Annotated in this window: 25 protein-coding genes; 9 read left to right on the top strand and 16 right to left on the bottom strand. The window is 61.8% G+C overall.

The genetic code is table 11. The features are described 5' to 3' along the window. Nucleotides 1–19: 19 nt before the first annotated feature. On the top strand, nt 20–262 hold the full coding sequence (gene rpsU, locus BM364_RS04600) for a 30S ribosomal protein S21 (RefSeq protein ID WP_092421482.1): 243 nt from the start codon (nt 20–22) through the stop codon (nt 260–262). 52 nt (nt 263–314) lie between these two features. Here the strand turns inward: rpsU and BM364_RS04595 are convergent, their stop codons facing one another. From BM364_RS04595 to BM364_RS04580, 5 genes are all read right to left on the bottom strand, one after another. Beyond that, complete coding sequence (locus BM364_RS04595) at nt 315–566, bottom strand: hypothetical protein (RefSeq protein WP_139232484.1); 252 nt, start codon at nt 564–566, stop codon at nt 315–317. Between the two features lie 148 nt (nt 567–714). Continuing rightward, nucleotides 715–969, bottom strand: coding sequence for a hypothetical protein (locus BM364_RS18155; RefSeq protein WP_139232483.1), 255 nt, complete (start codon nt 967–969; stop codon nt 715–717). 45 nt (nt 970–1,014) lie between these two features. Then, nucleotides 1,015–1,221, bottom strand: a complete 207-nt coding sequence (locus BM364_RS04590) for a cold-shock protein (RefSeq protein ID WP_092421476.1) — start codon at nt 1,219–1,221, stop codon at nt 1,015–1,017. Nucleotides 1,222–1,425: 204 nt separating this feature from the next. Next, entirely contained in the window at nt 1,426–1,887 is a 462-nt protein-coding gene (locus BM364_RS04585) for a YaiI/YqxD family protein (protein ID WP_092421473.1), read from the bottom strand. Then, a complete protein-coding gene (locus BM364_RS04580) occupies nt 1,888–3,519 on the bottom strand; it encodes an MFS transporter (protein WP_092421470.1) in 1,632 nt (543 codons plus the stop codon). It abuts the gene before it with no gap. A gap of 214 nt (nt 3,520–3,733) precedes the next feature. Here BM364_RS04580 and BM364_RS04575 point away from each other — a divergent pair, with 214 nt between their 5' ends. Together BM364_RS04575 and BM364_RS04570 are read left to right on the top strand one after the other, a co-directional pair. Next, nucleotides 3,734–4,231, top strand: coding sequence for a DMT family transporter (locus tag BM364_RS04575; RefSeq protein WP_092421467.1), 498 nt, complete (start codon nt 3,734–3,736; stop codon nt 4,229–4,231). After that, nucleotides 4,228–4,650, top strand: a complete 423-nt coding sequence (locus BM364_RS04570) for a DMT family transporter (RefSeq protein ID WP_092421464.1) — start codon at nt 4,228–4,230, stop codon at nt 4,648–4,650. The genes BM364_RS04575 and BM364_RS04570 overlap by 4 nt, the downstream gene beginning before the upstream one ends. 60 nt (nt 4,651–4,710) lie before the next feature. Here the strand turns inward: BM364_RS04570 and BM364_RS04565 are convergent, their stop codons facing one another. Next, on the bottom strand, nt 4,711–6,150 hold the full coding sequence (locus BM364_RS04565; protein ID WP_092421461.1) for an aldehyde dehydrogenase family protein: 1,440 nt from the start codon (nt 6,148–6,150) through the stop codon (nt 4,711–4,713). 46 nt (nt 6,151–6,196) lie between these two features. Beyond that, nucleotides 6,197–7,348: a fumarylacetoacetate hydrolase family protein gene (locus tag BM364_RS04560; protein WP_092421458.1), complete on the bottom strand. Its 1,152-nt coding sequence runs from the start codon at nt 7,346–7,348 to the stop codon at nt 6,197–6,199. Nucleotides 7,349–7,534: 186 nt separating this feature from the next. On the opposite strand from BM364_RS04560, the gene BM364_RS04555 reads away from it, so the two are divergent. Next, complete coding sequence (locus BM364_RS04555; protein ID WP_092421455.1) at nt 7,535–8,248, top strand: SIMPL domain-containing protein; 714 nt, start codon at nt 7,535–7,537, stop codon at nt 8,246–8,248. A 158-nt stretch (nt 8,249–8,406) separates the two neighbouring features. Here BM364_RS04555 and BM364_RS04550 read toward each other — a convergent pair whose 3' ends face one another. Both BM364_RS04550 and BM364_RS04545 read right to left on the bottom strand, forming a co-directional pair. Then, nucleotides 8,407–9,237: a sulfite exporter TauE/SafE family protein gene (locus BM364_RS04550; RefSeq protein WP_175528460.1), complete on the bottom strand. Its 831-nt coding sequence runs from the start codon at nt 9,235–9,237 to the stop codon at nt 8,407–8,409. Between the two features lie 2 nt (nt 9,238–9,239). Then, nucleotides 9,240–9,659, bottom strand: coding sequence for a secondary thiamine-phosphate synthase enzyme YjbQ (locus BM364_RS04545; RefSeq protein ID WP_092421449.1), 420 nt, complete (start codon nt 9,657–9,659; stop codon nt 9,240–9,242). Nucleotides 9,660–9,914: 255 nt separating this feature from the next. Between BM364_RS04545 and BM364_RS18730 the strand changes: the two genes are divergently transcribed. The 5 genes from BM364_RS18730 to BM364_RS04520 all read left to right on the top strand — a co-directional run bounded on the left by BM364_RS18730 (nt 9,915) and on the right by BM364_RS04520 (nt 15,356). Continuing rightward, the gene (locus tag BM364_RS18730) at nt 9,915–12,188 is read left to right on the top strand and encodes an OmpA family protein (RefSeq protein ID WP_280140620.1); all 2,274 of its coding nucleotides are present in this window, start codon (nt 9,915–9,917) and stop codon (nt 12,186–12,188) included. Between the two features lie 272 nt (nt 12,189–12,460). Further along, a complete protein-coding gene (locus BM364_RS04535; RefSeq protein WP_092421446.1) occupies nt 12,461–12,811 on the top strand; it encodes a hypothetical protein in 351 nt (116 codons plus the stop codon). A 146-nt stretch (nt 12,812–12,957) separates the two neighbouring features. After that, nucleotides 12,958–13,644: a tellurite resistance TerB family protein gene (locus BM364_RS04530; protein WP_092421443.1), complete on the top strand. Its 687-nt coding sequence runs from the start codon at nt 12,958–12,960 to the stop codon at nt 13,642–13,644. A 112-nt stretch (nt 13,645–13,756) separates the two neighbouring features. Further along, nucleotides 13,757–14,797, top strand: a complete 1,041-nt coding sequence (locus BM364_RS04525) for an LLM class flavin-dependent oxidoreductase (RefSeq protein ID WP_092423871.1) — start codon at nt 13,757–13,759, stop codon at nt 14,795–14,797. 1 nt (nt 14,798) lies between these two features. After that, nucleotides 14,799–15,356, top strand: a complete 558-nt coding sequence (locus BM364_RS04520) for a hypothetical protein (protein WP_092421440.1) — start codon at nt 14,799–14,801, stop codon at nt 15,354–15,356. Here BM364_RS04520 and BM364_RS04515 read toward each other — a convergent pair. From BM364_RS04515 to dnaG, 7 genes are all read right to left on the bottom strand, one after another. Further along, nucleotides 15,345–15,566, bottom strand: coding sequence for a hypothetical protein (locus BM364_RS04515; RefSeq protein ID WP_092423869.1), 222 nt, complete (start codon nt 15,564–15,566; stop codon nt 15,345–15,347). The two genes, BM364_RS04520 and BM364_RS04515, sit on opposite strands and share 12 nt — an antisense overlap. A gap of 69 nt (nt 15,567–15,635) precedes the next feature. Continuing rightward, a complete protein-coding gene (locus BM364_RS04510) occupies nt 15,636–15,929 on the bottom strand; it encodes an HlyU family transcriptional regulator (RefSeq protein WP_092421437.1) in 294 nt (97 codons plus the stop codon). Between the two features lie 3 nt (nt 15,930–15,932). Then, nucleotides 15,933–16,226, bottom strand: coding sequence for a DUF2442 domain-containing protein (locus tag BM364_RS04505; protein ID WP_092421434.1), 294 nt, complete (start codon nt 16,224–16,226; stop codon nt 15,933–15,935). Beyond that, complete coding sequence (locus BM364_RS04500) at nt 16,227–16,508, bottom strand: DUF2442 domain-containing protein (RefSeq protein WP_092421431.1); 282 nt, start codon at nt 16,506–16,508, stop codon at nt 16,227–16,229. It abuts the gene before it with no gap. Further along, on the bottom strand, nt 16,498–16,767 hold the full coding sequence (locus tag BM364_RS04495) for a DUF4160 domain-containing protein (RefSeq protein ID WP_092421428.1): 270 nt from the start codon (nt 16,765–16,767) through the stop codon (nt 16,498–16,500). Before BM364_RS04495 ends, BM364_RS04500 begins: the two co-directional genes overlap by 11 nt. 14 nt (nt 16,768–16,781) lie before the next feature. Further along, entirely contained in the window at nt 16,782–18,842 is a 2,061-nt protein-coding gene (rpoD, locus tag BM364_RS04490; RefSeq protein ID WP_092421425.1) for an RNA polymerase sigma factor RpoD, read from the bottom strand. A 188-nt stretch (nt 18,843–19,030) separates the two neighbouring features. Then, nucleotides 19,031–20,962, bottom strand: a complete 1,932-nt coding sequence (gene dnaG, locus BM364_RS04485; protein WP_092421422.1) for a DNA primase — start codon at nt 20,960–20,962, stop codon at nt 19,031–19,033. Between the last annotated feature and the right edge of the window lie 55 nt (nt 20,963–21,017).

The following is a 21,017-nucleotide window of genomic DNA, read 5'->3' as shown; positions in this document are numbered from 1 at the left end:
ATCAAGTTAGGAATTATTTTTGCAGGTTCAGGTACGCGACAACAACGTCGACCAAGCCCTTCGTGTTCTCAAGAAGCGTCTTCAGCGCGAGGGCGTCTTCCGTGAGATGAAACTCCGCAAGTATTTCGAGAAGCCCTCCGAGGAGCGCGTGCGCAAGAAGGCCGAGGCCGTTCGTCGCAATCGCAAGGCGGCTCGCAAGCAGGCCATCCGCGAAGGTCTGATCGCCGCTCCCAAGCGTCCGGCTGGCGCCTTCAAGCGCTGAGCCTTCCGCTCGGATTAGGGACTGAATGCGCCGGCCATTATGGCCGGCGTTTCTATTGGTGCGACCGGCGCGCCTGGCCGATCTTTTCCATCTGCCGATGCAGCGAACGGATCTGGTCCGGCCCCAGGGATTCTTCGCCCACCAGCAGCATCGCACCGCGCAGGCTCACGGGTGCTGCCTGTTCCATGGCGAAGCGGACGGCCTTTGCAGCCGAGGAAAAGCGCCGGGCGCCGAGGGCGCGGGCGGTCTGGATGTCGCTCCCGAGGAACAGATGGCCCGGAGCGCTGAGATTATGCGTATTCATGTCAAACTTTCTGCCGGCTTGTGCCGGTTCTGGCGCGCCGCGACTCGCGGCGGCAGCGGGCTGGCTCATATTGGCGCGCGCAATGTCTCAAGCGCATGACAGAGCCTTTCGGCTCCGGCGCTCGAAGACAGCTGGCGCGTTAAGGCGCTTACCGCTTGGTGATGGCGATGCTGAACGCGGTTGCGCGTTCGCTTTCTGCCGGTTTGCGCGCGTCGCTGGGCGAAAGGTCGCCCTCTTCGACAACGCGCTCGATGCTCTCGCCCTGTGACCGGACCCGGTAGAGCACCGGTCCGTTTTCATGCGGCAGGCGAGAAATGACTTCGCAAGGGCCAGAGGGCCTGTTGCTGTGTCGGGGTGCGGAACGCAGCTCGAGCATCTGGCCGATAATGTACCGATGAGACATCAGACGTTCCTTGTTGGCGGGGCAGGCTGGCTGCCCCGGCCGAAATCAGGCCAGCTGCACGTTGACAGCGGACTCGCGGCCATCGCGGCCCTTGTCAAGGTCGAACGTGACCTTCTGCCCATCGGCCAGGCCGGAAATGCCGGCGCGCTCGAGAGCGGAGATATGGACAAAGGCATCCTTGCCGCCATTGTCAGGCGAGATGAAGCCGAAGCCCTTTGTAGTGTTGAAAAATTTTACGGTGCCGTTGATCATGGCGTCCTCAGGATTGGGCTCGCGACTATGCAAGCGATGGAGTTCCCGGTGCAGCACGCACAGGGAATGAGATAACGTTTGCAGTTTCGAAGGAAAGCCAAAATCGGCCGGGCCGATAGGTAGATCGCCAACATGGGCAGAAAACGTGTGATCAGATAATCGGTGTTGAATACGTCAAAGTCAAGGCTGGCGCCGCAAATCGCCTCAGGCCCCTGCCGCGTCGCGCTTTGCCCTTTGGATCAAAGCGTCGAATTCCTGCAGGAAACGCGAGCGGTCTTTGGCGGTGAAGCTGGCATTGAGCCCCCGGCTCTCGCCGGTTTCCCGCAGGTGCTGGTTGAGATCGCGCATGGCCAGCGCCATGCCTATGGAGTCGGCGGTAAAGAGCTTCCCGGCCGGCCCGATCGCGACAGCCCCTTTGGCAAGCACCCGGCTTGCAAGGGGAATGTCCGAGGTTACGACCACATCGCCCATTTCTGCATGGTCCACGATCCAGTCATCTGCCGCATCCGCCCCCTGCGGCACCATCACGTGCCGCACCATGGGGTCGCGCGAGGGCCTGAGCCCGAAATTGGCGACATAGGTGATCACGAGGCCATGTCGCTCGGCAACGCGAAGCGCTTCGTCCTTGACCGGACAGGCATCGGCATCCACGAAAACCGCGACCATCTATGGTGCCACTTCCGGGCTGTCGCGCAGCGGCGTGCGATCATCGAGCGGCACGGTCTGCCGTTCGATCATCCGGTGCACCACCGGCAGGTCCGCGCCCTGATGTAGTGCCCGCAACTGCTCGATATTGTCGGCATCGGCCTTGGTGCGCCGCAGGTTGTGGCGCACATAGTCGACCCATGTCGGCACGTGGTAGCTTTCGACCCACAGGTCAGGCTGTTCGAGATCGCGCAGCAGCGACCACTGCCTTGCCCCGTCGCGGATGCGAATGCGCCGCCTCTCGCTCATCAGCCCGAGAAAGCGCGGGATATCGCTCTGGGCGATCCGATAATCCACCATGATCAGGATCGGCCCGCTGCGCGGCCGCAGGTCGAGCTTCAGCATCGGCTCGTTAAACGTATCGAGCGGGTTGAGATCGCGATCGTTGAACTGCGGCAAAGGCAGGCGCAGGCCCACGGCAGCGCACAGCACCAGCACGCAGGCCGCCGCCACCAGTGCCCAGTTCGGACCCCAGGCATCCGCCGTGATGCCCCAGATCCAGCTGCCTGCGGCCATGCCGCCGAAGGTCGCCGTCTGATAGAGCGAGAGTGCTCGCCCCACCACCCAGCGCGGCGCGGAAAGCTGGATCGAGACATTGAAGAGCGACAGGGACAACACCCAGCAGGCGCCCGCCGGCAAGAGCACGAAGTGGCTGAGTAGCGGATCCCGGCTGAAGGCCAGCCCCACCATCGCCGCGGCAAAGCCGAGCGAAGCAAGCCGCACGATCGCTTCATTGCCGAAGCGCGCGCGCATCCGACCGTTCAAAAACGCCCCGCCGATGGCGCCAAGCCCAAACGCTCCGAGCAGCGTTCCATAAACCAGCGCGCCGCCGCCCACATATTGCTCTGCAACGACCGGCAGCAGAGCGAGCACCACAATGGCCGCAAAGCCGAACAGAAGCCCGCGAAACAACACCGTCAGCAGGTTCGGCGACATTGAGACATAGCGAATACCCGCGCCCATGGCGCTCCCGAGCGTTTCGCGCGGCAAGCGCGGCTTGCTCCGTTCCGGTTTCCAGCGCAGCAAGGCTGCGATCAGGCCCATATAGGTCGCCGCATTCACCGCAAAGGCAGCGCTCGCCCCCGCAAAGGCCACGATCAGCCCGCCTACCGCCGGTCCCACGCTGCGCATCATGTTGAAGCCCATGGCGTTCAGCGTTACCGCCCCCGCCAGATCCTCGCGCGGCACGATATCGCCCATGCTCGCCTGCCAGGATGGGTTGAACAGCGCCGTGCCGCAGCCGATCAGAAAGGTGAAGGTCAGGAGCAGCCAGGGATTGAGCAATCCCATGAATGCCGTCACCGCAAGGGCCAGCGACACCATCGCCATCCCGCACTGGGCCACCAGCATCACGCTGCGCCGGTCGAAATTATCCGCAAGAGCGCCCGCTGCGATCGAAAAAACCATGATCGGCAGCGTGTTCGAGGCCTGCACCAGCGCCACCATATTGTGCGAGGTGGTCAGCGTCGTCATCATCCACCCCGCGCCCACCGCCTGCACCAATCCCCCCAGATTGGAAATCAGCGTGCCCAGCCACAACATGCGAAACGTGTCGTGGCGGAAGGGCGCAAGAATGGACGCGCGCTCTGTCATGGTTGCTTAAAACTCCTTCCCCTCTCATGGTTCACCAAACATCCTAAAGCAAGCCGCATCTCGTTCGCGAAAGAGTGCCCGTGAGCCACCGCACGATCCCTTCCCCTTTTCTGTTGTGAGGTCAGGTGGGGGCTCCTTCACTCGACCGCCAACGTTTCCTTCCCTCGCCGCTTGCCGCTACACTGCGCCGACCTCCGACTCGGATCTTCCCCTGATGACCTCCTCGACGCCCCAGCGGACCAATCCGCTGCATCTGGTTGCCGCCTTCGGGAGCGGATGCCTGCTCACGCTCGCCATTTTCATCAATGGCGAAGCCGGCCGCTATGGCGGCGCCCTTTTCTCTTCCTGGATCGCTCACACGGTCGGCACCGTCGTCGCCGTCATACTGCTAGCCCTGATCTGGCGCCGACAGCGCGCCGAAGCGCAAACCGCCACCGTCACGTACGGCCAGCCGCCGCTCTGGTCCTATCTCGGAGGGGTGTGCGGCGCAGTCACGGTGATGCTGACTTCGACAGCGGTAAACTCCCCCCTCGCCCTTGCGGGCACTCTGGCGCTGGGTCTCGCCGGACAGGTCGTCCTGTCGCTCGCCGCCGATTTCTGGGGCCTCCTCGGCCTCCCCCGGCGCCGGCTCGACCTGCGCGACGCTGGCGCGGTCATCCTCATTGCTGCCGGCTCCCTTCTCATCATCCTGTTCGGATTGGGTGCCGCATGATCCTGCCCATCGTGGCCGCCTTCGCAGCCGGCCTCCTCGTCATCCTCAGCCGCCAGGTCAACGGCCGTCTCTCCCTCTCGACCACTCCGATGATTTCCTCGTTCTGGAATCACATCATTGGCGCCGTGGTGCTGACCGTACTCGGCCTCGCCTTGGGCAATTTCATTCCGGCCGACATCGCCACCTTCCCCTGGTGGATCTATCTCGGCGGCGCCATCGGCGTCGTTTTCGTCGCTTCCGGCTCCTGGCTCATCACGCGCATCGGCGCGGTCAATTCGACCTTGTTGGTCATCTCCGGCCAGATGGTTTCGGGCGTGATTTTCGACCTTGTGCGCGGCGCACCCGTGACGGTCTGGGCGAGCGCACTCGGCGTTCTCCTGATCATAGCCGGAATGGCGCTTACCCAGCGGTCGCGCTAACCGGATGCTAACAAAACGGGGCCCAATGGGCCCCGTTTCACATCAAATCTGCGCCTCTGTTTAGCCGGCGGCGGTGTAGGCGGTCTTGACCACAGTGAAGAACTCGGCGGCGTACCGGCCCTGCTCGCGCGGACCATAGCTCGAGCCCTTGCGACCACCGAACGGCACGTGGAAATCGACGCCAGCCGTAGGCACATTGACCATCACCATGCCCGCTTCCGAGTTACGCTTGAAGTGCGTCGCATGCTTGAGCGAGGTGGTGACGATCCCGGCGGAAAGACCGAATTCGGTGTCGTTGGAAGTTGCTAGCGCCTCTTCGTAATCCTTCACCTTGATCACGGCAGCCACAGGTCCGAAGATTTCCTCGCGCGCGATGCGCATCGAATTGGTCGCCTCGGTAAAGAGCGTCGGCTGCAGGAAGTAGCCTTCATTGGCCGACGTTACGCGATCGCCACCAGCTACCAGCTTGGCGCCTTCGCCCTTGCCGATCTCGATATAGTCGGTGTCCTGCTTGAGCTGGCTGGGATCGACCACGGGGCCGATTTCCGTATTCTTATCAAGGGCATCACCCACGCGCAGATTGCGGGTGCGCTCGGCCAAAGCCTCCACGAATGCATCGTGGATGCCTTCGGTCACGATCACGCGCGAAGCCGCCGTGCAGCGCTGGCCGGTCGAGAAGAACGCCGACTGCGCAACGGTTTCGACAGCCACCTTGAGATCGGCATCATCGAGCACGATGGTCGGGTTCTTGCCGCCCATTTCGAGCTGGAACTTGCGATTATGCTCGATCGAAGCCGCGGCAACGCGCTTGCCTGTGCCCACCGAACCGGTGAACGAAATTGCGGTCACATCCTTGCTGTCCAGCATGGTCTGGCCCACGACTGAACCCTTGCCCATCACCAGGTTCAGCACGCCCTTAGGCAGGCCCGCACGCACCAGGATATCGACGATAGCCCAGGTGGAAGCCGGTACAAGGTCAGCCGGCTTGATCACGACGGTGTTGCCATAGGCGAGCGCCGGCGCGATCTTCCAGGACGGAATGGCGATCGGAAAATTCCACGGCGTGATGATGCCGATGACCCCGATCGGCTCGCGGGTGATTTCGACACCCACGCCCGGACGAACGGACGGCAGCACTTCACCGGCAAGGCGCAGCACTTCACCGGCGAAAAAGTCGAAGATCTGGCCCGCACGGGTCACTTCGCCGATACCTTCGGGAAGCGTCTTGCCTTCCTCGCGGCTCAGAAGCTCGCCCAGTTCCTGCTTGCGCGCCAGGATTTCGTCGGCCGTCTTGCGCAGAATGGCGTGCCGCTCGAGAATGCCCGAACGCGACCATGCCGGGAAAGCGGCCTTGGCGGCAGCAATGGCCTGCTTGGTTTCTTCAGCCGTCGCGCGGGCATAAACGCCCACGACTTCCTTGATATTGGAGGGGTTGATGTTCTCGACCCCATCGGATCCCACCCACTCGCCGTTGATCAGGTTCTTGTGCAGTTCGGTCATGTCGAGGCCTTTCGCATTCGCGCTCGGGAGGAGTTAAGCGCTGGATTTAAAGAAGGTCAGCGCGGGCGAGATCCCGCAGCAGATGGCTCGTGCCATAGGTCCAGGGCGGACACTGGGTGGAGAGGTTGACGGTGTTGGTCAGCGTACCGAGCGATGGCGTCGAAATGGAGACAGTGTCGCCAATCTTATGGGTAAAACCCTTGCCCGCCCCGTCGCGATCCTTAACCGGAGCAAACATGGTGCCGAGGTAAAGCACCAGTCCATCAGGATATTGGTGATGCTCGCCGATGGTTGCGGCCACCAGCGATTCCGGCGTGCGCGAGATTTGACACATATTGGACGCGCCCTCGAGCACGAAGCCATCCGTGCCTTCCACATGAAGGGCGATCTCGGCCTGCTTGACGGTCTCAAGCGTAAACTCGCCATCGAAGAGCCGGATGAACGGTCCAAGGGAAGCGGACGCATTATTGTCCTTTGCCTTGCCCAAAAGCAGGGCCGAACGGCCTTCGACATCGCGCAGATTAACGTCATTGCCGAGAGTTGCGCCCACGATCTCGCCCTTGCTGGTGACCAGCACCGCAACTTCCGGTTCGGGATTGTTCCAGCTGGAAATAGGATGGAGGCCGACTTCGGCACCATAGCCGACCGAACTCATCGGCTGGCTCTTGGTGAAGATCTCCGCGTCCGGCCCGATGCCGACCTCGAGATACTGGCTCCAGACACCCTTTCCAATCAGCGCGGCCTTGACCTTCATGGCCGGCTCGGAGCCGGGCACGAGTTGACTCAGATCGGTGCCGATCAGTTCAAGAATTTCGCTGCGGAGGGCATCGGCGCGGGACTTGTCCCCGCGCGCCTGTTCCTCGATCACCCGCTCGAGCAGCGAGACCACAAAGGTCACGCCCGAAGCCTTGATCGCCTGCAGATCGATAGGCGAGAGCAGCACCGGCACATCGTCACCGCCTTTGCCGGCAACGGAATTGGCCAGAACAGCATCAATATCGGCCAGCTCAGTTCCCGGTGCCGTCCTGACATGCTCCGCCGCCTTGCCGCTCTCGGCAATGTCGCGCACCGTCGCAAAGCCCTTGGCGGTGATGTCCACAAGCTTGCCATCGCGCACGGTGACCACGCGCGGCAGGGTCTGGCCAGGCACGCGGGCTCGACCGAGAAGGATGCCGTTTGGAATGATGTTCGTGCCCATGTGGTCCCCAGCTAAAATGTTAGCCGTGACTAACCCGGTGACACGGCCGGGCGCAAGTCCAACCTTGGGATAGTCAGACCTATAGCCAACCCCGCCCTGAAGGCTTCATTCAAGCTCCGTTCATCTGCGCCGCAATACTGACGCATTGGGTGGGATAGAAATGCCCACCATCGACAGGAGTTTACAATGCGTCTCGCCCTTGCCGTCGCCCCCCTCGCGCTTCTCGCTGCCGCCGCTCCGGCGCTGGCCGGCTCCATTACCATAGAAGGACGTGGCGAGGTGCGCGCCGCACCCGATATGGCCCTCATCAATTCGGGCGTGACCACCCAGGGTGCCACGGCCCGCGAAGCGCTCGACGCCAATACTGCCGCCATGTCCGAGCTGATCGAGACACTCAAGGAAGCCGGCATTGAGGCACGGGATATTCAGACCTCGGGGTTCACGGTCAACCCCAACTATGTCTATTCCGAAGAGCGCGACGAGAACGGCTATACCCTGCCCCCCAAGATCAACGGCTATCAGGTCGCGAACTCGGTCACCGTAGCTGTGCGCAATCTTGAAGAGCTGGGGTCGATCCTCGATAAATCCGTTGATGTCGGCGCCAACACCATCAATGGCATCAGCTTCTCGGTCGCCGATCCGAGCGCCCTCCTTGATGAAGCGCGCAGGGAAGCGTTTGCCGATGCACGCGCCAAGGCCGAACTCTACGCCACCACGGCCAACGCGACCCTTGGCGAGCTTGAATCGATCAGCGAAAGCCAGGGCTTCGATGCGCCGCAGCCCTATCCCATGTACGCACGCGCAGAAATGGCCTCGGCCCCTGTGCCAGTGGAAGCAGGTGAAATGAGCTTCTCCATCACCGTCAAGGTCGAGTGGGATCTGGAAGACACTCGAAACTAATCGGCATTAGCGCTCTTGAACCCTTGAGGGCCGATCCACATTTGCATCTTTCAGCGTCTCGGTCCGCCGGGACGCAGCCTCCGTTTTCCCCATCGGGAACTCGGATGGTGGGGGCGGTTTCCGTAGTCACCCGCCCCCGCCGGCTTTTCCGGACGAGATCAGCCGGCCAGAACCTTCCAGAGCATGTTGAGTCCAACGGCCACGAGAAAGCCGGCAAAGACATATTTGAGCGTCTTCTGGTCCATGCGATGCGCCAGGGCAGCGCCGATCGGCGCGCACACCGTTGCCATGCCCCCAACGAGCACCAGCGCCACGAGATTGACGTAGCCAAGGCTCAGCGGCGGCAAGTTGCTCACGCCCTGCCCTGAGATCACGAAACCCAGAGTACCCGATAGCGCGATGGCAACTCCAATGGCCGCCGATGTTCCCACCGCCTTATGCATGCTCTGGCCGAACGCGACGAGCGTCGGCACGGTGAGCGAACCGCCCCCGATCCCCATCAATGACGAGAGATAGCCCACCACCAGCGCTGCGATGCGATGGGTGGGCTTCGACTCATGCAGATGTCCCATCAGCCTGGTCTGGAAAGAGAAAAGGATATTGGCTGCGATCACGAAGGCAAGCACGGCAAACACCACGCGCAGCGTATCGCCCGAAAAGAGCCCCGCCATCAGTCCGCCGATAAAGGTGCCAGCGACGATAAACGGCGTCCAAAGCTTGAACACTTCCAGATCGAGTGCGCCACGCTTGTGATGGGAGCGGGCACTCATAATGCCGGTGGGGATGATGATGGCGAGCGAAGTGCCTACGGCAACGTGCTGCACCACTTCGGGATCAAAGTTCATCAACAGGAGCGCATTGCTCAGCGCCGGAACGATAACCGCGCCGCCCCCAATGCCGAGCAGGCCCGCCGCCACACCCGAAACCACGCCGGTAGCCAGCATCCCGAGCACGAAGGGCCAGTAATCGATCAGCGTGTTCCAATCCATGATCATTCTCCGATGATGTGCATCGCCACCTGACGCCGGTGTGGGGCGTGGCGATGTTCAAAAAGGTAGAGCCCCTGCCAGGTGCCGAGCACCGGCCGGCCCTCTGTGACGGGGATGCCGATGGAAACCTGTGTCAGTGCCGACTTGATATGAGCCGGCATGTCATCGGGCCCTTCGGTTGTGTGGACGAGCCAATCCATGCTTTCGGGCACGAGACTCCGGAAAAAGCCGAGCATGTCGGTCTGAACATCGGGATCGGCATTCTCCTGGATCAGCAGCGAACAGGAGGTGTGGCGTACGAAGACAGTCGCAAGACCATCGACGACACCGCTTCGCTCGATGAAGCCGCGCAACGCGCGAGTGAAGTCGTAGAGCCCCTGCCCTTGCGTGCTGATGACGATCTGTTCTCTGGTTTGGCGCATGGTTGCCCCTAGCATGATCGAGACCGAAGGGCGAAGCCCGAGTCTGTGAAGAAGCGTCCATCTGCCCCAGATCGGTCACGATCCCGCCGGCACCTGTGTCCGAAGAGCATCGGGAACCCGCCTCAAATCCGCAGCGTTCTGGGCCTTACAGGAATATCGGGCGCATCAGCGCGCGCAGCCATCGCATTCAGCCTGCGTTCAGAAAGAGCCCTCGATGCTTGGTACAACGTGTCATCACACGACGAAGGAAAGAATATGCGCCTCAAGAATTGGCTCTTCGCCGGCACCAGTCTCACGCTGCTCAGCATGGCGCCCGTAGCGGTAAACGCTCAGGACGGTGCCGCGCTGCCGCAGGCATGTGTGGATGCTGGTTTCACGACCATCGAGGATTGTATCGCGGCTCAGCCCGCAGGCGGCGGTGAACAGCCACCGGCCGCAGCGCCTGCTGAAGAAGCGGCTCCTGAAGCTCCGCCTGCCGAGGCGCCCCCTGAAGAAGCGCCGGCTGAACAGCCGCCTGCGCCTGAAGCGGTCGAACCTGAACCGCCTGCTGCAGAAGCGCCGCCTCCGGAAGCGCCTGCACAAGAAGAACCCGCACCCGAAGCTCCGGCCCCAGAACCCGAGCCGCAGCCTGAAGCACCGGCCGAAGCCCCGGCTGAACCTGCGCCCGAGCCCGCTGCAGAACAGCCCGCTGAACGCGCCCCCGTGCCCGAAGAGGCTCCAGCACCACGCGCTCCCGCTGCCGAACAGGCCGCTCCGGAGGAACCTGCACCTGCAGAAGCTGCCCCCGAGCAGCCAGCGCCAGAGCAGCCGGCTCCTGAAGCTGAACGCGCACCGGCCGAAGAGCCCGCACGCGCTCAGGATGTTTCCGCTGCCCTCACCGCTCAGGTCGATGCCCACAACGCTGCTGTCGCCGAAATCGCGGCCGGTGGCGATTCAAGCGCTGCCCGGGCCCGCATCGATGCTGCGCTTTCCGAGATCAATGCAATCTGCTCCAATGCGGGCTTTCCCGATGCAGCCAGCTGCCTTGCTCCCCTTGGCCTGACGCTATCGACCGTGCCAGACGCTGCGGCACAGCCGGTCGAAGCGCCCGCTCCTGAAGCACCTGTCGTGCCTGCTCCGGCAGATCAGCCTGCAGTCGTTGACCCCAACGCTGCTCCCGCAGCCGACGCCAATGCCGGTCAGGTCGATCCGGCAGCGCCCGTCACTGCCGATGGTCAGCCGGCCGAGGTTGTTGAAGAGCTGCCACCCGGCATAACGCAGGAGCAGCTTGCACCCGTGCTCGACAGCGCCAAGGATGAATCGGCTGCAGCCCCGGTTCCCGCTGCCGCCGATGGCACGCAGCCTGCAGCGCCTGCGCCCACGCCTGAACAGCCTGCCGCTGAAGCCCAGGCTGCCCCCGTCGCTCCGCCTGAGGATGACCGCGCTGCACAGTCCCGCTTCATCCAGACTCTTGCCGCCGAACCGCTGCCGCCGGTTTCCGCTGAAGAGGGCACTGCTATCCAGGCAACGGACAGCACAACGGTGAACCAGACCGTGGTGAACAACTACGTCAACAACATCACCAATATCAGCAACGTGACCAACAACGTCACGAACAATGTCACCAACAACACCCAGAACAATATCGGCCAGCAGAACAACGTGACCGTTGTCGAGCAGGTGCCGGTGCGTCCCGCCAGCGCTGGCGATGTCATCACGCAGGTGATCCTGCAGGTCGGCACGCAGCTCGTGGTCAATTCCATCGGACAGGACACCGATCGCTTCTACAACCCGCAGCAGGACGAGGTTTACTACGAGAACCTGCCCGGCGACCGGGTACGCGAGGTTATCTCCCGTCCTGACGGCAGCCAAGTCGTTACGGTTCGCAACCGCTATGGTGACATCCTGCGTCGTTCGCGCATCACGCCTGACGGTCGGGAAATCGTTCTCGCCTATTTTGATGACCGCTATGACCAGGATTTGGTCGTCTGGCGCGATCCGGGCCAAGACCTGCCCCCGCTTCGCCTCAACATCCCGGTCCGGGACTACGTGCTCGACGCCGCCTACGCCGATGAGTCCGATGTCCAGACCTTTTTCCGTCAGCCTCCCGTCGAACAGGTGGCGCGCCTCTACTCTATCGACGAAGTGAAGCGTTCGGCACGCGTTCGTGACTCCGTGCGCCGTCTCGAGGTGGGTAACCTGACCTTCGACACAGGCGCCGCCACCATCGATCGCGATCAGGTTGGCGCCCTCTCCGGCGTTGCCAACGCCATGCTGGCTCTGCTGGAAACCAACCCCGCCGAAACGTTCCTGATCGAAGGTCATACGGACGCGGTGGGTTCGGATATCTCCAACCTGCGCCTCTCGGACCTGCGCGCGGCGACTGTTGCGCGTATCCTGACCGACTTCTACGGCGTGCCGCCGGAAAACCTTGCCACCCAGGGTTACGGCGAACGCTATCTCAAGATCCGCACCGAAGCTGCGGAGCGCGAAAACCGTCGTGTTACGATCCGCCGGATCACGCCGCTGATCACCGTCGCCAGCAACTGACCTGGCGCTGATGCAAGAGACAAGGGGCCGGACGTCAAGTCCGGCCCTTTTTTATTGTCCGGCACCTGCCAGCTTCTTTGTTGATCCGACACAGAGCATCAAACAACGGGGAAGTTACGGATCATGACAGTTGAGAAAAGACAAGCAACCGCTTCAGCCGCCAGCGTCTTTTTCGTGCCACAATTGTTTTTGCGATGTGATCACAAAAAACGGAACTGTCTTCGAATACGTCGCGTTCTTCAGCCAGGTTTTTCACTTGTAAGGAGCACAAAATGGCTACCCCAGAACGTGATACGATTTATACCAACGACGGCAACCGCACTGTCTACACCCGTGAAAGCAATGGTACAGGTTGGTTTGTCGGCATCATTGTGGCTCTGGCCCTTCTGGCCATCGGCTATCTCGTATTCTCGGCCAATTCGGGTCCGGCAACATCGGTTGATGTGAACGGCGCCCCTGCGGTCGAAGCACCGGCAACTGATCCGGCCCTTGCCCCGGCCCCGATGACCGAAGCCCCGGCAGCCGCACCTGAAGCCGCTCCGAGCACCACGGCCCCGGCTGCTACCGACACTGTCGCTCCGCCGGCCGCTGAGCCTGCTGCTCCGACCACCCCGGCTACCTAAGGGTACCCCTCCAGCCTCGACCCCTCCCATCGAGGCTACAAGGCCCCGGTTCACTGAACCGGGGCTTTTTCGTGCTCAAGCAAAGTCGCTAGCTTGCAGGGCCGTCCACCAGTCCCCATCTGTCTGGAAACCACAAGGGAGCCTCCATGTTCAATATCGATCAGATCATCAAGGCCATGCAGTCCGACCCGAACACGAAGCGGACGGCGATGACCGGTGCTGCTGGCCTTGCGGCGGGCATGCTGCTCTCAGGCGGCAAACCCACAAAGATGCTGGGCAATGCGGCTCGCCTGGGCGCCATGGCTGCCGTGGGTGGTCTGGCCTACAAGGCTTGGCAGAGCTATCAGGAAAAGCAATCTTCCAACAGCAGCATGCCGGGCGAGGACGCCTTCATTCCCGCCCCTGGCAACGAGGCTGCGCAAGAAGAGCTCGGCAAGACTCTCGTCCGCGCCATGATCGCAGCCGCCAAGGCCGATGGCCGCATTGACGCCGAGGAGAAGGAGGCGATTTTCGAGCGCCTCAAGGCAATGCCCCTGTCCGCTGAGGAAAAAGCCTGGGTTTTCGACGAACTCTCCGCACCGCTCGACATCAACGCAGTTGTCGCGCGGGCCGATACGCCGGAACACGCCGCGGAAATCTATGCCGCGTCTCTGGTTGCAATCACCGCCGACACACCGGCAGAACAGGCCTATCTCCAGGCCCTTGCGGCCAAGCTGCGGCTCGAGCCCGCCCTCATCACCGAAATCCATAAAGCCGCTGGCGAAAAAGCACCACAGGCCGCGCCGACGCCGCCTCAGCCCTGGGCCTACACGCCCTCGAACAGCAACGTGTGATAAGGGGCTCGGCACTGCCGGGCCTTTCAGTTTCCCCTCGCGCCGGTAACACCGGTGTGCGTTCTTGCGGCAGCCCCTGACCACCGCCATGTCTGCGGGCAAGGAGAATGCCATGGAACTCGGACTTTATTCATTCGCGGAAAACACGCCTGACCCGCTCAATGGCAATGCGCTGCAGTCCCCTGCCGAGCGCCTGCGCGATCTGATCGAGGAGATCGAGCTGGCCGACCAGCTGGGCTTGGCCTTCTATGGCCTTGGCGAACATCACCGGCCCGACTATGTCGCCTCATCCCCCGTCACGATCCTGGCCGCCGCTGCTGCCCGCACCAAGTCGATCCGCCTTTCGACGGCGGTGACGGTGCTGTCCTCGGAAGATCCGGTGCGCGTCTGGCAGCAATTCGCCACGCTCGACCTGATCAGCAGTGGCCGCGCCGAGATCATGGCCGGCCGCGGCTCCTTCATCGAGAGCTTTCCGCTCTTCGGCTTCAAGCTCGACGACTATGACGCCTTGTTCGAGGAAAAGCTCGAAATGCTGCTGAACATTCGACAGGGCGGCAAAATCACCTGGCCGGGCAGCACCCATACCCAACAGATCCCCGGCATCGCCATCCATCCCGAGCCTTTGCAAAACCCCCTGCCCCTCTGGATTGCCGTAGGCGGAACGCCCAATTCGGTCGCGCGTGCCGCCTATTATGGCCTGCCCCTGATGATCGCCATCATCGGCGGCCGCCCGCGTCAGTTTGCTCCGCTCGTGGACCTCTACCGCCAGACGGGCGAGAAGATGGGTCACGATGCGCGTCAGCTCAGGCTCGGCGTTTCAGGCCACGGCTTCATCGCCGCAGAGAGTCAGGATGCACGCGACATCGCTTTTCCCGCCCATAGTGCGGTGATGAGCAAGATCGGCGCCGAACGCGGCTGGCCGCCAACCACGCGCGCCCAGTTCGATGCAGGCGCCACCCCGGACGGCGCTTACTATATGGGCTCGCCGCAGGAGGTGATCGACAAGATCCTGATGCAGCACGAGTGGTTTAAACACGACCGCTTCGGGCTTCAACTCAGCGTCGGCACCCTGCCTCACGATAAGGTCATGAAGGCGATCGAGCTCTACGGAACTGTGGTCAAACCCGCTGTTGATAAGGCCCTGGAAAAATAACATGACGGCGGCGCCCTACGGCGAAATCGTCAGGCGCCGCCGTGCATTTTCGTGGCCGGGCTATTTGAGCTATGCCGATGCGGGCCTTGATGGCGCCTGGGTGACACCCTATCACCTCGCCTCGGCCAGCCCGTCCGGCCCCGTGCTCCTGACCTACAACTATCTCGACGCGCCAACCGCATTCCTGCAGTGCGAGCATCTGCGGCGCACCGGCTACTTGCCGGAAATGGCATTCAATAAAGTGCTCGACCTTGCATTGGTCCGACTCGGCCTTACGCGAGCCGATCTCTACGTCACCCACTGCTTCCACCTTCTGGCGCAAAGCCGCTCGGAGGCATTGCCGCTTGCCGCCGTGGACGCCTCGTTTGAAGCTGTCGCGCGATACGAGCTAGAAGGCCGTGTGGTCATTGCCCTGGGACGCGAGGCGAGGCGACAATGCACGCGGCACGGCATGGCTCACCTGCCCGCCCGCCATCTCAGCGCCCGCGGGCAGAGCTACTTGGAACGTGCTACGGCCTTGGCCGCAACACTGCAGAAGGCGTTGCGCCTACTTGCCTGAGCGCTTGATCGATTTGATCGCCAGCGGCGGAACGCCGGACTTTTCGGAAATTGCCCGATCCTGCTCTTCGATGGCGGTGCGTGCCGGTTCATCGCCGTCCAAACCACCGAGGAGGTTGGCATCGACCTTGCGGTTGGAGCGCTGCGAGCCGTCTTCATAGACGACGTCGAACATCACGAATTCAGTGCGGGCGGTTGGCTTCTTGGCCATGATGCGATCCTTCAAAAACAGACCGCGAGCCGAGGGGCCCGCGGTCGAAAAGCAAATCTGCGAGTGAGGTCAGCGGAAGATCGCGTCCCCCTGTTCATCGATGATCTGGCGCCCCTTGCCGATGGCTAAGGCAATCAGATCATCCTTGGAGCTCATCCGGTCGGCGCGGATGAACTTGTATGTTTTGAGCTCGCCATCGAGCTCTTTCTCGATCGTGCCGGCCAGTTGATATTCGCTGCCGGCCTTCATCTCGATGGCTTTGATCAGAAAGCCCTTGTGCGTTTCTTCACCGAGCACCTTGTCGCCAGCCGGGGCGGCCTGATTGTCTTCACCGCCACCAAAGATCTTCTTCCAGAACGACATGGGCTACTCCGTTATCATGCGACGCACAGGCTTGGGACGCTCGAGTTCGCCCCGTTTCTCCATCTCCTCCTGCAGCCAAAGCGGCGAGATGTCAAAGTAGTTGGGCCAAATCGGCTTGCCGTTGACGAGTTCGACCTTGGCAAAGTACCGCCTGTCGCGCAGCGGCTCCGTTCCTTCGCCGCGCTCACCAAGCATATCGGCAGCGTTGAACGTGCCGAACGTGCCATCCGAGAACGTCACCTGCAGCTTGAACGGCACGCTGGCCCGCAGCGCGGTGACTTTGACCGGTGCGCCCAACTACTCAGCCGCCACGGGATGGGACAGAAGGCCACGTTCAGCCAGTTCCAGTCGCAAGTTCGTCGGATCGAGCTGAAGACCATTGGGCCAAGTCGGAACGCCATAGGTCAGAAACGCTTTGCGGAATACCGCCTCGTCGCGCAGCGGCGAGATCATCGGACCCGCATCTTCCAGAATATCGGAGAAGTCCCTGATACCCTCATCGCCATTGCTGAACACAAGATGGAGACGGTAGTCAGGCAACGCCTTCAAAGAAGCAACCGTCACATATTCAATCGTCATAGTCGGCTCCCTGGATTGAGTTGAACGGCATTTGAAGCCTACCGCGATCCCAATTCTCCAGCAATTCGGTGCGATGGGTTGCCGTCCAATCCCGGAGCAACCGTTTGGCGGTCTTTGGTAAATTACCGGCGATCAACTCGCCGGTCTCAATGGCAATACTGCCCTCATAGCCTTGGTAGAACACGTGGAAATGCGGTGGCGCGTGGTCGCGCCAGTACATCTGGACAACCATGCCGAAGAACAACGCAATCGTCGGCATAGTCAGCCACCTACTCAGTTGTCGAGGAAGCTCCTCAGCTTCCGGCTCCGGCTCGGATGCTTGAGCTTGCGCAGCGCCTTGGCTTCGATCTGGCGAATACGTTCGCGGGTAACAGAAAACTGCTGACCCACTTCTTCAAGCGTGTGGTCGGTATTCATGCCGATGCCGAAACGCATGCGCAGAACGCGCTCTTCGCGCGGGGTGAGCGAAGCGAGCACGCGCGTCGTCGTTTCACGCAGGTTGGACTGGATCGCCGCATCGATCGGCTGGATCGCATTCACATCCTGGATGAAATCGCCGAGGTTGCTGTCCTCTTCATCGCCGATCGGCGTTTCCAGCGAAATCGGCTCCTTGGCGATCTTGAGCACCTTGCGGACCTTGTCGAGCGGCATCTGCAGCTTTTCGCTCAGCTCTTCCGGCGTCGGCTCGCGACCAATTTCGTGCAGCATCTGGCGCGAGGTGCGGACAATCTTGTTGATCGTCTCGATCATATGCACTGGAATACGGATGGTGCGCGCCTGATCTGCGATTGAGCGGGTGATCGCCTGCCGGATCCACCAGGTCGCATAGGTCGAGAACTTGTAGCCGCGGCGATACTCGAACTTGTCGACCGCCTTCATCAGGCCGATATTGCCTTCCTGAATGAGATCAAGGAACTGCAGGCCGCGGTTCGTGTACTTCTTGGCAATCGAGATCACGAGGCGAAGGTTGGCTTCCACCATTTCCTTCTTGGCGATCGCAGCTTCCCGCTCGCCCTTCTGCACCTTGTGCACGATGCGGCGATATTCGGCGATATCAAGGCCGGTTTCGGTAGCAAGCGTTGCGATCTCGTGACGGATATCGCGCACGGTATCGACTTCGCGACGGGCAAATTCCGCCCAACCCTTGCCATCGAAGCCTTCGAAGGAAGTTTCCCAAGACGGGTCGAGTTCCCGACCATAGTAATTCTGGAGGAAAACTTCGCGCTTGACGCCATAGCTCTCGGCAAGGCGCAGGAGGCGCCCTTCAAACCGCACAAGACGCTTGTTGATGTCGTAAAGCTGCTCGACGAGGCTTTCGATACGGCTGGTATTGAGCGAGAGCGACTTCACGTCGGCAATCACTTCGCCACGCAGCGCCTCGAGCTTCTTGGCTTCGGTATCGGAAACTGTAGCAGTACGGTCCTCGGCATGCCGGTCCTGCATCACCCGCATCTGGCCATAGGCTAGGGCGATACGATCGAAGGTTTCGACAACCTGCGGCTTGAGCTCGGCTTCCATGGCCGACAGCGACAAGGCGTTGTCGAATTCGTCGTCTTCTTCCTCGACCGGATCCTGCGGCGCTTCGGGCTCTTCGGGCACGTAGTCGTCGTCTTCGCCGGAGGCGGCGCGGCGCGGCGCGGGCTTTGCCTTCTCCTGCTTGGCGGGCTCTGCGGCAGCAGGCTTGGCGGGCGCAACGGGAATCTCGGGCGCAGCCTGCTTGGCGTCTGGACCAGCATAGGTGGCTTCAAGATCGATGATGTCGCGCAGCAAGATCTCGCCTTCAGCGAGCTGGTCGCGCCAGATGATGATGGCCTGGAAGGTCAGCGGCGACTCGCACAGACCTTCGATCATGGTCTCGCGGCCGGCCTCGATGCGCTTGGCGATGGCGATTTCGCCCTCGCGGCTGAGCAGTTCCACCGAACCCATTTCGCGCAGATACATCCGCACCGGGTCGTCCGTGCGATCCGAGCCGGACTTGGTGTTCGACGTATTGGCCAGCGCAGTGCCACCCGAGGGGGCGACTTCGGTGCCGGTATCGTCCTCGTCCTTTTCGACCTCGGTCTCTTCAACCTCGTCTTCGTCGACGACATTGATGCCCATTTCCGAGAACATGGACATGAAATCTTCGATCTGCTCGGACGTGGTTTCGTCCGAAGGCAGAACGGCATTCAGCTCTTCATAGGTCACATAGCCGCGCTTCTTGGCGACCTTGATGAGCTTCTTGACGGCCGCATCGTTCTGATCGATCAAAGGACTGTCGTTGGAAGCCTCCGGAGCCCCGGATTCGGGCTTCTCGGTTTCCTTGCTGGCTTTGTTCGCTGCCTTGGTGGCCATCTGCTACTCCTCGGGGCCCGTGGGCTTCGGGCGCCGGACTTGTCATAGGTGGTGACGACTCAAGACAAGGTAAAGGTTTGGTCACCGAGGCGTTAACACACCAGGGTTATCATGGCTCGCCTCGGGACGCATCGGCCGTACCGCCATATGCGAAATCGCGCGTCTTCGCCGGCCTTCAGAGTCATGCTCTAAAAACTGCGAGTCGCGCGTCCTGATAACGAACCAAATCCTTCGATCAATGCCTCTGTGCCATCGACAGTGGTAATCTGGTTCTTGATGTCTCGCAGCCTTTCAAAGGTTTCATCGCTCGGGTCTTCGCCCAGCGCCGCTTCGGCTGCCTTGAGTTCCCTATTTAGCTGAACTTTCTTGTTATGCAAGGCCAGGGCATGACTTAATCCTGTTTCCGCATCGGCCAGCGCCGTGCTGCTGCTCACCTGCCACACGCCTTGGCGCACCAGAGTGTCGGCCATGCGCCCAAGCGTCGGCCCATGGCCGCGGATACCCAGCGCCGCCTGCAGGTCATCGGCAGAGATATCGTGGTGCCGAACCACAAGTGTCAGGATGTCGCTGAGGACCTTCTGCGCCGCCGGCGTTTCGCAATCGAGCGCCGCCAGGGCCTCGAACTTGTCTTCCACAAGCGCGGGATGATTGACGAGCGTCAGGATGATCGTCGCCTCGCGTGGGGTGGGATCGATTCCGGCACCACCCCGGACAAGGCGTGAATTGCGCAATGTGTCCGAGACCACCGAGCGGGGCGTACCGCGCGAGGGAAAGCCATAGGCCCCGCTCTGCCCATAGGATGGGCGCCCCCGCCCGCCATCCCTGCCCTGGCGGATCGGCGCGAAGAACGCCTTCAGCTTCTCGTCGAACGCCTGCTGGTAGTGGAAGCGCACGGTAGCGTCCTGCACCGAATTGGCGCGCTCGCGCAAACGCGCCTGCAGCGCCGCGCGCTCTTCTGGCGCATCCGGCACCAACCCTCCGGTTTCCAGGCTCCAGATCATGTCCGAAAGGCTGCGCGCCTTCTCGATCACCTCGGCAAAGGCTGCGCGTCCATGGGACTTGATCAGGTCATCGGGGTCCTGCCCCTCCGGCAGCGTTGCGATCTTGACGGTCTGGCCCGGCTTGAGGTGCGGCAGCACCAGATCCATCGCCCGCTCGGCCGCCTTGAGACCCGCCTTGTCGCCATCGAAACACAGCACCGGCACATCGCTCATGCGCCACAGCAGCTGCAAATGCTCTTCGGTCAGGGCCGTTCCGAGCGGCGCGACCGTGCCTTCGAACCCCGCCGCCACTGCAGAGATCACGTCGAGATACCCCTCGACCACGATCACGCTCGCCCCGTCCCGGGCAGCAGTACGCGCGGACTGCCCGTTGTAGAGCGTCTGCCGCTTGGAAAAGAGACTGGTTTCCGGCGAGTTGAGATATTTGGCCGGCACATCCGGGCTCAGCGCGCGGCCGCCAAACGCGATGATGCGCCCGCGGAAATCGGTGATCGGAAACATCACGCGATTGCGGAAGCGATCATAAGTCAGTGGATCATCATCCCGGCTGGTAACGAGCCCCGCATCGACCATGGCCTGAGCCGAAACCCCGTTGGCCGCCAGATGCTCCTTCAGCCCATTACGACTATCAGGGGCAAAACCGATGCGGAAACGCGTCTGGCTCATAGGCGAAACACCGCGGTCGAGCAGATAGCCCCGAGCTCGCGCCCCGATATTGTGGGCCAGTGCTGCCTCGAAATATCTGGTTGCGAGCTCCATGACCTCGACGAGACCCTTTTGCGCCGCTTCGCGCTTTTCGGTCCGTTCGTCGCGAGCGGGCATGGGAACACCGGCCATTCCGGCCAGCTTTTCCACCGCTTCCGGAAAACTCATCCCGGCCTTTTCGGTCAAAAAGCGAAAGTGATCCCCGCTCGCTCCGCATCCGAAGCAATGATATATCCCGCGCCGGTCATCGGCATGGAAGCTCGGGCTTTTTTCGGCATGGAAGGGGCAGCAGGCCCACATGTCCCCTTTGCCGGGCTGCGATTTGCGCTTGTCCCAGAGCACGTGTTCGCCCACAACCTGCGTGATCGGCAGGCGCTGGCGGATCTCGTCGAGGAACTGATCAGAAAAGCGCATCGGCTAACTAGGCACTCAACCAGCAAAAGTCACGCAATAGGTTAGGTTATGCACC

The organism is Devosia crocina, assembly GCF_900116545.1.
GTDB lineage: Bacteria > Pseudomonadota > Alphaproteobacteria > Rhizobiales > Devosiaceae > Devosia > Devosia crocina.
The sequence above is the reverse complement of the archived record's forward strand: the minus strand, read 5'-3'. Positions and strand labels throughout refer to the sequence as shown.

What these genes read in the sequence shown, in the direction of transcription:
- BM364_RS04595 (WP_139232484.1), bottom strand. Translation starts at nt 566, where the DNA reads ATGAATACGCATAATCTCAGCGCTCCGGGCCATCTGTTCCTCGGGAGC.
- BM364_RS18155 (WP_139232483.1), bottom strand. Translation starts at nt 969, where the DNA reads ATGTCTCATCGGTACATTATCGGCCAGATGCTCGAGCTGCGTTCCGCA.
- BM364_RS04590 (WP_092421476.1), bottom strand. Translation starts at nt 1,221, where the DNA reads ATGATCAACGGCACCGTAAAATTTTTCAACACTACAAAGGGCTTCGGC.
- BM364_RS04585 (WP_092421473.1), bottom strand. Translation starts at nt 1,887, where the DNA reads ATGGTCGCGGTTTTCGTGGATGCCGATGCCTGTCCGGTCAAGGACGAA.
- BM364_RS04580 (WP_092421470.1), bottom strand. Translation starts at nt 3,519, where the DNA reads ATGACAGAGCGCGCGTCCATTCTTGCGCCCTTCCGCCACGACACGTTT.
- BM364_RS04575 (WP_092421467.1), top strand. Translation starts at nt 3,734, where the DNA reads ATGACCTCCTCGACGCCCCAGCGGACCAATCCGCTGCATCTGGTTGCC.
- BM364_RS04570 (WP_092421464.1), top strand. Translation starts at nt 4,228, where the DNA reads ATGATCCTGCCCATCGTGGCCGCCTTCGCAGCCGGCCTCCTCGTCATC.
- BM364_RS04565 (WP_092421461.1), bottom strand. Translation starts at nt 6,150, where the DNA reads ATGACCGAACTGCACAAGAACCTGATCAACGGCGAGTGGGTGGGATCC.
- BM364_RS04560 (WP_092421458.1), bottom strand. Translation starts at nt 7,348, where the DNA reads ATGGGCACGAACATCATTCCAAACGGCATCCTTCTCGGTCGAGCCCGC.
- BM364_RS04555 (WP_092421455.1), top strand. Translation starts at nt 7,535, where the DNA reads ATGCGTCTCGCCCTTGCCGTCGCCCCCCTCGCGCTTCTCGCTGCCGCC.
- BM364_RS04550 (WP_175528460.1), bottom strand. Translation starts at nt 9,237, where the DNA reads ATGGATTGGAACACGCTGATCGATTACTGGCCCTTCGTGCTCGGGATG.
- BM364_RS04545 (WP_092421449.1), bottom strand. Translation starts at nt 9,659, where the DNA reads ATGCGCCAAACCAGAGAACAGATCGTCATCAGCACGCAAGGGCAGGGG.
- BM364_RS18730 (WP_280140620.1), top strand. Translation starts at nt 9,915, where the DNA reads ATGCGCCTCAAGAATTGGCTCTTCGCCGGCACCAGTCTCACGCTGCTC.
- BM364_RS04535 (WP_092421446.1), top strand. Translation starts at nt 12,461, where the DNA reads ATGGCTACCCCAGAACGTGATACGATTTATACCAACGACGGCAACCGC.
- BM364_RS04530 (WP_092421443.1), top strand. Translation starts at nt 12,958, where the DNA reads ATGTTCAATATCGATCAGATCATCAAGGCCATGCAGTCCGACCCGAAC.
- BM364_RS04525 (WP_092423871.1), top strand. Translation starts at nt 13,757, where the DNA reads ATGGAACTCGGACTTTATTCATTCGCGGAAAACACGCCTGACCCGCTC.
- BM364_RS04520 (WP_092421440.1), top strand. Translation starts at nt 14,799, where the DNA reads ATGACGGCGGCGCCCTACGGCGAAATCGTCAGGCGCCGCCGTGCATTT.
- BM364_RS04515 (WP_092423869.1), bottom strand. Translation starts at nt 15,566, where the DNA reads ATGGCCAAGAAGCCAACCGCCCGCACTGAATTCGTGATGTTCGACGTC.
- BM364_RS04510 (WP_092421437.1), bottom strand. Translation starts at nt 15,929, where the DNA reads ATGTCGTTCTGGAAGAAGATCTTTGGTGGCGGTGAAGACAATCAGGCC.
- BM364_RS04500 (WP_092421431.1), bottom strand. Translation starts at nt 16,508, where the DNA reads ATGACGATTGAATATGTGACGGTTGCTTCTTTGAAGGCGTTGCCTGAC.
- BM364_RS04495 (WP_092421428.1), bottom strand. Translation starts at nt 16,767, where the DNA reads ATGCCGACGATTGCGTTGTTCTTCGGCATGGTTGTCCAGATGTACTGG.
- rpoD (WP_092421425.1), bottom strand. Translation starts at nt 18,842, where the DNA reads ATGGCCACCAAGGCAGCGAACAAAGCCAGCAAGGAAACCGAGAAGCCC.
- dnaG (WP_092421422.1), bottom strand. Translation starts at nt 20,962, where the DNA reads ATGCGCTTTTCTGATCAGTTCCTCGACGAGATCCGCCAGCGCCTGCCG.